We start from the raw sequence: 11,467 nt of genomic DNA, 5'->3' as shown, positions 1-11,467 counted from the left end.
GTTTGATTTAGAAAGTGTAAGAAAGCTCATTTGAAGAGAGAATAACCCTCTTCTCATATTTTATTAGCCGAGCATGCTGACATGATCGGTTAATAATAATAAGATCAAAAAGATAATCCGTAATTATATAAGCAGGGACTGTGATGAGCCAAGATAACTACAACAAACTCAACGATGAAGAGTTGGATTTTGTTGATGACAAAACTGCAGCATTGCTCCTCAATACCCCCAACAGCGCGCGTTTTATGCTCTGGGTTATGGTGCTATTTTTCATTGCAGCAATAGGTTGGGCATCTTGGGCTGAAATCGACAAAGTCACGGTTGGTCAAGGCAAAGTGATTCCCTCCTCACAGATACAAGTAGTCCAAAACTTAGAAGGTGGCTTAGTCAAAGAAATCTTGGTCAAAGAAGGTCAGTTGGTTGAAAAAGGCCAACAGTTACTGCTTATTGATGACACCCGCTTTCGCTCAGATTTTCGTGAACGTGAGCAACAAGTTGCCAACCTTACCGCATCTGTGCTGCAACTATCCGCTTCTATTAACAGTGTTGCCGTTAATCGTGATTTTGAAACGGAAAACTGGCGTCAAAGTGTACTACTTGATTACGGTAAACTGACCTTCCCACCAACCTTGGAAGAGACTCGACCTCAACTCACACAGCGTCAAAAAGCAGAATATCGCGAAGATCTAGATAATTTGCGCAACCAACTTTCTGTTATTGACCAACAAGTGCAGCAAAAGCAGCAGGACTTGGTAGAGATCCAAGCACGAGTAAGGAACTTGCGTCAAAGCTACCAATACGCGAAAAAAGAACTCGATATCACCAAACCTTTGGCAGACGAGGGCGTTGTTCCTCGTATTGAACTGCTCAAATTACAGCGCCAAGTCAACGATACCCGTCGTGAAATGACGTCCAGTGAGCTCAAGATTCCCGTATTGCAATCAGCGATTCGAGAATCCATGCTCAACCGTATTGATGTTGCACTCAAATTCCGCTCTGAACAGCAAGAGAAACTCAACAGCGCCCAAGACCAATTATCTGCTTTGGTTGAATCAGCGGTGGGCTTGGAAGATAGAGTAAACCGAACGGTTGTGAATTCGCCAGTAACAGGCAAAATCAAAACACTGAACATCAATACTGTCGGTGGTGTTATCCAACCTGGTATGGATATCGTCGAGATCGTACCAACAGAAGACACACTATTGGTAGAGGCGAAAATTGCGCCAAAAGACATCGCATTTTTACGCCCAGATCTTCATGCTATCGTGAAGTTTACAGCTTACGACTTCACAAAGTACGGCGGTTTAGAGGGTGAGTTGGAACATATCAGCGCGGATACCACTCAAGATGAAGAAGGCAACAGCTTCTACATTGTTCGTGTACGCACCGAAAAAACAAACTTTGGTCAAGATGCAGATTTACCAATCATTCCAGGAATGACAGCATCGGTCGATATCATCACAGGGAAGCGAACCGTTTTGGAGTATCTACTTAAGCCTATCTTAAGTGCCAAAACTAACGCCTTGAAGGAGTAAACCACATTAAGATACTCGCGATAGAGAGTATTGAGCGATAAGTGATTAAATAAAAAGCACTTATTTCTCACTGACGAACTCTCTAGAAGAGTATACTTGTGATACGAGTCGAATATGCGATCCAATTTGCAGCGTAAAGTTACATTATTAATCAGCTTAAGTTGTTTGTCGTTCCAACTTGGTGCGCTGAACAGTAAAGAACAACGATGGGTCAATACGGTCACAGCGGTGTACGGCGAACGTGCGGGATTGCGCGTAAATACATGGCGAAAGAACCTCGACTTATTTAAACAATTAGAGACTCATGAACAGCTCGCTGGCGTTAACGACTTTTTTAATCAGCTGTATTTCGTTGACGACATAAAACTGTGGGGAAAGACAGATTATTGGGCTACGCCACTCGAATTTTTAGGGAGTAACGCAGGAGACTGTGAAGATTTCACTATTGCTAAGTACTTCTCTTTACTCGAGCTAGGAATACCAGATTCAAAGATGCGCTTAATATACGTAAAAGCCATCGAACTGAATCAGTTTCACATGGTATTAGCTTACTACCCTACCCCAAGTTCTGAGCCGCTCATTCTCGATAATATCAATCCTGACATTGTCCGAGCCTCTAAGCGTAGCGACTTGCTACCGATATACAGTTTTAATGGTACAAACCTGTGGTTGATGAAGTCATCTGCTAGCACTGGAGAGCTGGCAGGGAAAGCATCACGGTTGAGCCTTTGGAATGACTTACGCTCGCGCGAACGTAAGTTGCAGTTAAATAAACCTAAAATTAACTATGACGAGTGAGAAACATGACCCTATATAAGAAGCTTGTGGTGGGGATGGTTACGGTCTTTATACTCTTGTTGGCATCAGTATTCGTAATCCAATTCAACACGACTCGAGACAGCTTGGAGCAACAGCAACGTTCAGAGGTCAACAACACTATTAACACCGTAGGTTTGGCACTGGCTCCTTACCTAAAGGACAAAGATAAAGTCGCGGTTGAGTCCGTGATTAATGCTCTGTTTGACGGCAGCACCTACTCCGTTGTTCGTCTTACAGCATTAGATTCTGACTACCAGATCGTGCGTACCTACCCAGTTAAACCAAGTACGGTGCCACAATGGTTTATCGACATGAATCTATTTAAAGCGATTCACGATAAGCGTGTTGTGACCAGTGGTTGGATGCAGCTCGCCGAAGTAGAAATCATTAGCCACCCAGGCGCAGCTTACGAGCAGCTCTGGCAAGGTTTTATTGGGTTGCTGTCTGTATTCAGTGTCATTTTTCTGGCTGGTTTAGTGGCAATTTCATATATCCTACGTCGCTCGCTAAAGCCGTTAACGGCCATCGTGAATAAAATGCATGAAATCGCGAATAACCAATTTGGTGAACCGCTTGCTCGTCCAAGAACCAAAGATCTTATCGCGGTGGTAGATGGCATTAACATGATGTCTGCTCAAATCGAGCTATCATTCAAAGAGCAAGCCAAAGAGGCGCAACGTCTGCGTGCTCAGGCTTACCTCGATCCTATATCTAAATTGGGTAACCGCTCATTCTACATCAACCAAATCGACCAATGGCTTGCAGAGCAAACGCAAGGGGGTATCGCGCTACTCCATGCTGAATACATTGGGGACATTTACGAGACCAAAGATTACCAACGCGCAGATGCCCACGTTAAAGAACTGTCTCAACGTTTGAAAAACACCATTGATGTACCGGGTGCCACTATTGCTCGCTTATCTAGTGATGAGTTCGGTTTGCTTTTCCCTCATATGGATGAGAGCGAGTTACGCATTTTATCGGACAGCATCGTCAATTGTGTGAACGGCCTAAATACTGACCCAACAGGCTTAGCAAAACCTAAAGCGTCACTAGGGGTTGCACACAGCAAAGATCAGAAAACGCGCTCTGAAATCCTCTCGATGGTGGACAACGCACTATCGAAAGCCAAAGCGCAACCAGACAAGCCATACGGCTTCATTGGCAGTGATACACCTTCTAGTTTGATGGGTAAACAGCAATGGAAAGCGTTGGTTGAAGAAGCCATTCATAGTGATTGGGTTAAATTCCGTTTCCAAGCTGCGAAAAACACATGGGGTAAAGTATTCCACAACGAAGTATTTTCAAGCATCGAAAAAGATGGTGAAACGTATCGTGCGAATCAATACCTATTCGCACTAGAACAGTTAGACGCCACCAACATCTTTGACCAGTATGTCATTGAATCAATGATTAAGATGCTAGAAAGTGGTGAACTTAATGACCCAGTCGCGATTAACATCGCGCAAAGCAGCTTGTCTCAACCATCGTTTATTCGCTGGACAACTAGCATGCTGGAAAAACACGCCAAAGTCGCCTCTAAGCTACACTTTGAAATTCCAGAGGAATGCTTTATCGATCAGCCTCACCACGCAGCACTGTTATGTAATGCCATTCGCCAATCAGGTGCTGAGTTCGGCGTAGATAACTACGGACGTAACTTCCAATCTTTGGAATACATCCAAGAGTTCCGCCCGAACTATGTGAAGCTCGATTACCTATTCACACACAACTTGCACGACGAAAAACAGAAATTCACGCTAACGTCGATCTCTCGTACTGCCCACAACCTTGGTATTACGACTATCGCATCGCGTATCGAAACTCAAATCCAGTTGGATTTCCTCACTGAACACTTTGTTGAGGTATTCCAAGGATTCATCGTCGACAAGGAATAAAAAGGTTTATCAACGATGAAAGACCCTTTACTGAATTCGCTCATCTACGTTAGCCGTTACTATGGGTTAGCTAACTCGCCAGAAGCGCTAGTCAACGGACTACCGCTATCTGACGGTAAACTGACCCCATTTTTGCTACCAAGAGCAGCGGAAAGGGCCGGATTGGTTGCCAAGGAAAACCGCGCAGAGCTGGAGAGCATCTCCAGCCTAATTCTGCCGGCAATCTTAGTTCTTAAAGGCGGTGACTCTTGCGTTCTCAACAGCATCAATATGGAGAAACGCGAGGCCGAAGTCACCACCCTAGAAAGTGGAATGGTGCCGATCTCTATTCCATTAGAAGACCTACTTGAGCAATACACTGGTCGGTACTTTTTAGTTAAAAAGCAATTCCGTTTCGATGAGCGCTCTCCCGAAGTGCTCAAAACCAACGAAGGCCACTGGTTCTGGTCAACCTTGTGGCAGTCAAAACGCATCTACCGTGATGTTTTAATCGCATCACTTCTCATCAACCTCTTTGCGGTTGCCGCTCCGCTATTCACTCGCTTGGTGTACGACAAAGTGGTTCCGAATCTTGCGTTTGAAACCCTATGGGTACTAGCAAGTGGCATCTTTGTCGTGTTCCTGTTCGACTTCATTCTCAAGTCGCTGAGAAATTACTTCATTGATGTGGCGGGCAAGAAGTCTGACATTCTGATTTCATCCAAACTGTTCAGCAAAGTGATGGGGATTAGAATGGAATCGAAGCCGCCTTCGGTCGGTGCCTTCGCTCGCCATTTACAAGAATTCGAATCTATTCGAGAGTTTTTTACTTCAGCGACCGTCAGTGCTCTCATTGATTTGCCTTTTGCCATTTTATTCTTAGTGATTATATGGCTAATGGCTGGCGATCTTGTGTATGTACCGATGGTGGGCGTGGTCATTTTGATTATTCATTCGCTACTGATACAAGGGCCGCTGCGCCGCTCCATTGAGGAGGGTTCACGCCTAGCATCGCAAAAATATGCCAATTTGATAGAGAGCTTGGCTGGGTTAGAAACCGTAAAAATGCTCAGTGCGCAAAGCCAATTCCAATACCGCTGGGAAGAGGCAGTTGCACACATGGCGAACTGGAATATAAAAAGCCGCCGAATTACGGATAGCATTCAAAACGCGGCAGGTTTTGTCCAGCAAAGTAGTAACGTAGGGATGATCATCCTAGGCGTTTACTTAATTGCAGAAGGCGACTTAACCATGGGTGGCTTGATTGCCGCAACCATGCTTAGCGGCCGCGCGATTGGTCCTTTGGTTCAGTTATCCTTACTCTCTACGCGCTACAACCAAGCGAAGTCTTCTATGACAATTATCAATCAAGTCATGGAAATGCCGGATGAACAAGAAGAAGGCAAACGTTACATTCACCGTCCAATAGTACAAGGCAAAATTGAACTTGAACGCGTGACCTTCCACTACCCAGATTCACCGGTGGCGTCGATTCGAGATTTGAGCTTGACCATTAACCCAGGCGAAAAAGTAGCGATCATAGGTCGTATCGGTTCGGGTAAAACCACGTTAGAACGTCTCATCATGGGCTTGTATCAGCCGACGGAAGGTCATGTTCGCATTGATGATACCGACATCGCACAACTGCATCATGTCGACATTCGCCGTAATATTGGTTGTGTGCCGCAAGATTCGAATCTGTTCTTTGGTTCTATCCGCGACAACATTACGCTAGGTCGCCCATTAACCGATGACCGTGACGTACTAGATGCAGCGAATCGTGCCGGTGTTACTGCGTTTACGCAATCTGACCCAGCGGGCTTAGAACGCCAAGTTGGTGAAGGTGGAGCAATGCTTTCGGGTGGTCAACGTCAAGCAGTCACGATCGCTCGTGCATTTTTGGGTCGTCCTCCTGTTCTACTAATGGATGAACCAACCAGTGCGATGGATAATCGCTCAGAGATGCACATTAAACATCAATTAGCACAGTTGAAACCTAGTGAAACGCTGATTCTGATTACGCATAAAACGTCTATGCTCGACATCGTTGATCGCGTAATTGTGATGGAGAAAGGCAGCATCATCGCAGATGGCCCTAAAGCGCAAGTGCTGAACGATTTGAAACAAGGCAAAGTGCGTGCGGTTAGCTAGCCTGAATTCACATTGATAAAAGACAAGGGCCCCGTTTAACTTGTGTTTAACGGGGCTTATTTTATTGGGAGCCCGAGATAATTAAGTTCTTCAAGCGCGACCCAAACGAGTACAAGGCCAACAATCACGAATAAAATCATAATCGCCTTTTCATCTTCTTCCATTTTTCAACGCCCTAAAAGCTATTTCAATTAATACACCTTAGGTTATCAGGACAAAAGTCATATTCAGCTCGTTTATAAGGAACTAGCGTCATAGAATGTCGGATATGGGATACAGCTCAAAGATTGCTCTTTTCAAAATCACGTCAGCTTTGGTTGAATATAAGTAATACAGCCAAAGAGTTCGCAATGCTCACTAAGTCTTTGATTAACCAATATAGTACTCTGTGGTACCTCAACACAGAGACAAATGGTGTAAAGAAAAATTGTGATTACTTACAGCAAAAAATCAGCTATAAAAGCCGCTTTCTAGATATCGTCGAGATGAAGAAATGAATGATTGGATCCAATTAGAGCAAGTGAGCCAGTATTTCACTACGGGCTCCCTCGGTTACAAACTATTGATGGGCATTTTTGTCCTGATCGCGTATCGCATCCTGAAGAGGATTGTAAATCGAGCCATCCTAAATTTGGCAACAACGAAAGGTGTAAAAAAGGCTCGTTTGAGTTTTATTCAGCGCTGTTTCAATGTCGCGCTGCTATTTTTGACCGCCTCTATTTTTGCCATTGCCACAGGTATTGGCTATGGCGATGTGTCTTTGTTCCTATCGTCCATTTTTGCCGTATTAGGTGTGGCGTTTATTGCGCAGTGGTCAATTCTGAGCAACATCACTGCCAGCTTTTTGATCTTTTTTGTCTTCCCATACCGAGTGGGTGACCGAATTAAAGTCGTAGATAAAGATGAAGACATCTGCGGTGAGATTCAAGAAATCAGTATGTTTCACGTGTTAATTAAGCACGACAACGGTAACTTGATCACTTACCCAAACAACCAGATTTTGCAAAAAGCAGTGCTAAAGCTGGCGAAAAACAAGCCAGAGCCAAGTAAAGCAAAATCTCGGATTTATACTCGCAGAAAGAAATAACCCACTAAAAAGCCGATGTATCTACATCGGCTTTTTAGTATCACTTGGTGGTCACAAATAACCCAAAGTTAATGGCGAAAAACAGTGAAGAGACAAAACGTATAAGCTGAAGGTCACCACTGTATTCTTTCATGATAAAAACATGACACATCGCCGAAACCAAAAGCGCCACTTTAACCAAAGGAAGCTTCTTATTTACGAACCTTAAATAAATACAAAAAATAGAGATGGTGCAAGCAAAGAAAAAATCGTCACTAGTTCCATCTTCCTTAAAATACAAGGACATGGTTTTAGTTAAGCTTATATTTTTAGCTTCATTATGAGCCACCCACTAATATTTAGCGAGATAAGGGCATAAAAGAGGTAAAAAACAAGACTGACCGAAACAAAAAGTAGTGCATGCACTTTTTCTTCTAAGCTCTCTGGATGAACATTCATATCCACATCAAACACACCCGCTATAAAGTGTGCAAATACCGTGGAAGAGGCTGTAGAAAGGCCTCCTACCATAATGATAATAATCCCTCGCCTTAAGAAACGATGAAATGTACTTTTCCCGCCTTGGATCAGATCTGAGTTTACATATTTTAATCTATTTTTCCGCCTATTAATCATCACTAGCATCGGTACCTTTATCATTGTTTCCAAGAGAGTTTTCTACATCTTTAAGATCTTTCTTTAACGCTTTTATACACGACATTCATCGTCGTTGCATTCACTGTAGTTATGCCGTCGACTTACCCTATAATAAAGCTCTTTAGATACCAATTCGTACTTTATCTATCTCAAATCTCTTCTTGACCTCAACTTAGCTTGAGGTTTTAGCCTTAGTCGCACGATTAAAAATCAACAATGAAAAAAGGAACCATTGTGTCCAAAATTGCGATTATTTATTTCTCTAAAACCGACGTTACTGGTCAGCTTGCTCGCGCGATTGCCGCAGGCGTTGAACAACAAGGCATTAAGCAGCAAGATGACTGTGAAATCCTCTCTCACCGAATTGAAGGCAGTGAGATTATTGAGGGACGTTTTGTGAACCCTAAACTAATGGATGAACTTGCTGAGTGTGATGCGATTATCTTTGGCTCACCGACCTATATGGGCGGTGTAGCAGCGCAGTTTAAAGCATTTGCAGATGCAAGCAGTGAATCTTGGTATTACCAAAAATGGGCGAGCAAAATCGCGGCTGGCTTTACCAGTGGTGGGGCAATGAATGGCGACCAATCTTGCACATTACAATATCTACAAACGCTCGCTAACCAACACGGCATGATGTGGGTCGGGTTGGATAAGATCAGCAATTCTGGGGAGCAAAACCTGAATCGTTATGGTGTACAAGGTGGTATTGTTGCACAAGGTGGTGAAGGTGGTCAGTTGCATGCTTCTGATGTTGCAACGGCAGAGTATCTTGGCAAACGAGTCGCTATGCTCGTGAACAAGCTCTCCACTCGCTAACAATAAAAAGAAGCCCCGTAAGATACATCTTCGGGGCTTCATATTTATCGCTTGTTTTGAGCGCTACTTCTTGATGTAGAGGTCTTTCGAGTAGATACGACCTTCTACGTTGCTCTTGGCAAAACCTCCAACCGTAGGACGAACCAAACGCGCTTGCATGTAGTAGTAAATCGGTGCGATTGGCATATCCGCCGCCAACAATTGCTCGGCTTGATCATAGAAACCTTGGCGCGCTTTCTCATCGGTTGCGGCCAATGCACTGTTCATCGCGTTGTCGTACGCTTCATTGCTGTAACGTGCAAAGTTACCCGAAGAACCTGAGCGAAGTAAGCTCAGGAAAGTAGACGCTTCATTGTAATCACCACACCAGGAAGCGCGCATCACATCGAAATTGCCTTGTTTACGCGCCACTAAGTATGACTTCCACTCTTGGTTTTCTAACTCCACGTGTGCACCGAGATTTTTTTGTAGCATCGACGCTATCGCAACCGCGATCGATTTGTTTGCCTCACTGGTGTTGTACAGCAATTTAAAATCGAGCGGCTTGTCTTGGCTGTAACCCGCTTCTTTTAACAACTGACGCGCTTTCTCGTCACGTTGTTGCTGACTCCACTTACTGTATTCAGGCGGCGTCGCATCAAACCCTGCGGTGTACTGATGCGCAAAAGTATAAGCAGGAAGGTTGCCCACTTGCGTGACACCATTCGTAATCACATCGCGCATGATGGAGTACGACACCGCTTGACGCACTCGCACATCATCAAATGGCGGACGAGTGGTATTGAACGCGTAGTAATACGTACACAATAATGGCACCACCGTGTAAGCCTGCTTGTAATCTTGTTTAAGCTTCTGCGCCATATGAGTCGGCACATCTGACGTGATATCCAGCTCTCCTGCCGCATAACGATTGATTGACGCGTTTTGGTTTTCAAACGGAATGTAAGTCACTCTGTTTAGATGCGTATCTGCGCTGTCCCAGTAACTTGGACTCTTAACCAGTTCAATGCGCTCATTCACGACCCACTTATCCAATGTGAATGCACCGTTGCTAACAAATTGGTCTGGATCGCTCCACGGCTTGTCGCGGTTTTCCACTGTCGCTTGATGCACTGGCATCATGGACGTGTGCCCGGTCATGGCAACAAAGTACGGAACTTGGCTGTCCAACTCAAAACGTAAGGTGTATTTATCCACCGCCACGATACCGAGATCGTCCAAAGGCTTTTTGCCCTCTGCCACATCGGCGATGTTTTTGATCTTGGTGAGTTTGAGATACCAAACATTTGGAGAAGCGGTTTTCGGGTCCACCGCTCGGCGCAGTGAATAGACAAAATCATCCGCTGTCACAGGCTCGCCATTCGACCATTTCGCGTCTTTGCGCAAGTGAAAAGTAAAGGTTTGGTTGTCGTTGGTTTCCCATGATTCTGCCACACCGGGAATAATGTTTCCGTCACGATCTTGAATCACAAGCCCTTCAAATAAGTCACGAATCACATGCATTTCTGGCAGACCTTCGGCTTTCGCTGGGTCAAGCGTCGCCGCCTCTGCGTCATTCGCACGTACTAAATGCTGTTCTGCGGCAAGTTGAATGCCTTTAGGTAAGGTCTCCGCAGCAACTGATGTAGCAAGAAAAGGGGTGAATAAAGAGGAAATCAGCAACGCCGTTGAATGTTTTTTAAAATCCATATCGTTTTTCGTTCTCCTAACGCGTCTTGTGAAGCAAGTGCCACAATTAACATTTCAACCGTTGACGAGTTTAAACGGTTCAGTTTAGCTAGGTGTAATTAGCTTAGATATTGATACTACTTCATCAATCAGGAGATTACGGTGAGTCTAATTCCAAGAACGGAAAGAGCGGCATTTTTAATTCGGCCAACATCATACGGTCAATCCGTGCTTGGTGCGCCATTACTGTATTTTCCGGCTCAAGTCGAAAGTGCTTCACGAGGTTTGATTTTGGCAGGCACTCACGGGGATGAGACAGCCTCGATTGCAGGTTTGTCCTGCGCGCTAAGAAGCTTGCCTGCTGAAAACTTACGACATGATGTGATTCTGTCAATGAATCCTGACGGCAACCAACTAGGCACACGCGCAAATGCAAACCAAGTGGATCTCAATCGCGCGTTTCCAACCCAAAATTGGACTGAGCATGGCACAGTGTATCGATGGAGCTCTCACACACCCGTTCGAGACGTACAGGTGAAAACTGGCACTAAAAACCAACTAGAGCCTGAAGTTAGCGCATTAATTAACTTGATTGAACTGCGCAAGCCAAAGTTTGTGGTGTCGTTTCATGAACCGCTTGCTTTTGTGGATGATCCCAAACATTCCGACCTTGCCAAATGGCTCGGCGAGCAGTTCAAACTGCCAATCGTTGACGATATCGACTACGAAACACCCGGCTCATTCGGCACTTGGTGTAGTGAACGTGATTTACCTTGCATCACGTTGGAGTTACCAGCGATTTCTGCCGATCTCACCATTGAAAAACATCTCTCTGCTTTTATTGCTTTGCTGAGGCACGATCCGGATCTCTAGTC

At 44.7% G+C, this 11,467-nt stretch carries 9 protein-coding genes; 7 read left to right on the top strand and 2 right to left on the bottom strand.

What is annotated here, in order from left to right; genetic code table 11:
• The first annotated feature begins 143 nt into the window (after positions 1-143).
• The 5 genes from R7R78_RS11505 to R7R78_RS11485 all read left to right on the top strand — a co-directional run bounded on the left by R7R78_RS11505 (position 144) and on the right by R7R78_RS11485 (position 7,469).
• Positions 144-1,535 (top strand): HlyD family type I secretion periplasmic adaptor subunit, encoded by a 1,392-nt coding sequence (locus R7R78_RS11505; protein WP_225473588.1) that lies wholly within the window; start codon positions 144-146, stop codon positions 1,533-1,535.
• 114 nt (positions 1,536-1,649) lie between these two features.
• Positions 1,650-2,333, top strand: coding sequence for a transglutaminase-like cysteine peptidase (locus R7R78_RS11500; protein ID WP_005374561.1), 684 nt, complete (start codon positions 1,650-1,652; stop codon positions 2,331-2,333).
• Between the two features lie 5 nt (positions 2,334-2,338).
• A complete protein-coding gene (locus R7R78_RS11495) occupies positions 2,339-4,252 on the top strand; it encodes an EAL domain-containing protein (protein WP_182016056.1) in 1,914 nt (637 codons plus the stop codon).
• A gap of 15 nt (positions 4,253-4,267) precedes the next feature.
• A complete protein-coding gene (locus tag R7R78_RS11490) occupies positions 4,268-6,382 on the top strand; it encodes a type I secretion system permease/ATPase (protein WP_005374556.1) in 2,115 nt (704 codons plus the stop codon).
• Positions 6,383-6,875: 493 nt separating this feature from the next.
• Positions 6,876-7,469, top strand: coding sequence for a mechanosensitive ion channel family protein (locus tag R7R78_RS11485; protein ID WP_137282937.1), 594 nt, complete (start codon positions 6,876-6,878; stop codon positions 7,467-7,469).
• Between the two features lie 300 nt (positions 7,470-7,769).
• On the opposite strand, the gene R7R78_RS11480 is transcribed toward R7R78_RS11485, so the two are convergent.
• Positions 7,770-8,108 carry a hypothetical protein gene (locus tag R7R78_RS11480; RefSeq protein ID WP_017821886.1) on the bottom strand — a complete coding sequence of 113 codons (339 nt, stop codon included), beginning with the start codon at positions 8,106-8,108 and terminating at the stop codon, positions 7,770-7,772.
• Positions 8,109-8,339: 231 nt separating this feature from the next.
• Between R7R78_RS11480 and R7R78_RS11475 the strand changes: the two genes are divergently transcribed.
• Positions 8,340-8,924 carry a flavodoxin family protein gene (locus R7R78_RS11475; protein ID WP_213875741.1) on the top strand — a complete coding sequence of 195 codons (585 nt, stop codon included), beginning with the start codon at positions 8,340-8,342 and terminating at the stop codon, positions 8,922-8,924.
• Positions 8,925-8,987: 63 nt separating this feature from the next.
• On the opposite strand, the gene R7R78_RS11470 is transcribed toward R7R78_RS11475, so the two are convergent.
• A complete protein-coding gene (locus R7R78_RS11470) occupies positions 8,988-10,613 on the bottom strand; it encodes an ABC transporter substrate-binding protein (protein ID WP_017635654.1) in 1,626 nt (541 codons plus the stop codon).
• A 141-nt stretch (positions 10,614-10,754) separates the two neighbouring features.
• Here R7R78_RS11470 and mpaA point away from each other — a divergent pair, with 141 nt between their 5' ends.
• Positions 10,755-11,465: a murein tripeptide amidase MpaA gene (mpaA, locus tag R7R78_RS11465; RefSeq protein ID WP_017635655.1), complete on the top strand. Its 711-nt coding sequence runs from the start codon at positions 10,755-10,757 to the stop codon at positions 11,463-11,465.
• The last annotated feature ends 2 nt before the right edge of the window (positions 11,466-11,467 follow it).

This window comes from Vibrio sp. 2134-1, from assembly GCF_033339495.1.
The sequence above is the reverse complement of the archived record's forward strand: the minus strand, read 5'-3'. Positions and strand labels throughout refer to the sequence as shown.

What these genes read in the sequence shown, in the direction of transcription:
- R7R78_RS11505 (WP_225473588.1), top strand. Translation starts at nt 144, where the DNA reads ATGAGCCAAGATAACTACAACAAACTCAACGATGAAGAGTTGGATTTT.
- R7R78_RS11500 (WP_005374561.1), top strand. Translation starts at nt 1,650, where the DNA reads ATGCGATCCAATTTGCAGCGTAAAGTTACATTATTAATCAGCTTAAGT.
- R7R78_RS11495 (WP_182016056.1), top strand. Translation starts at nt 2,339, where the DNA reads ATGACCCTATATAAGAAGCTTGTGGTGGGGATGGTTACGGTCTTTATA.
- R7R78_RS11490 (WP_005374556.1), top strand. Translation starts at nt 4,268, where the DNA reads ATGAAAGACCCTTTACTGAATTCGCTCATCTACGTTAGCCGTTACTAT.
- R7R78_RS11485 (WP_137282937.1), top strand. Translation starts at nt 6,876, where the DNA reads ATGAATGATTGGATCCAATTAGAGCAAGTGAGCCAGTATTTCACTACG.
- R7R78_RS11480 (WP_017821886.1), bottom strand. Translation starts at nt 8,108, where the DNA reads ATGATAAAGGTACCGATGCTAGTGATGATTAATAGGCGGAAAAATAGA.
- R7R78_RS11470 (WP_017635654.1), bottom strand. Translation starts at nt 10,613, where the DNA reads ATGGATTTTAAAAAACATTCAACGGCGTTGCTGATTTCCTCTTTATTC.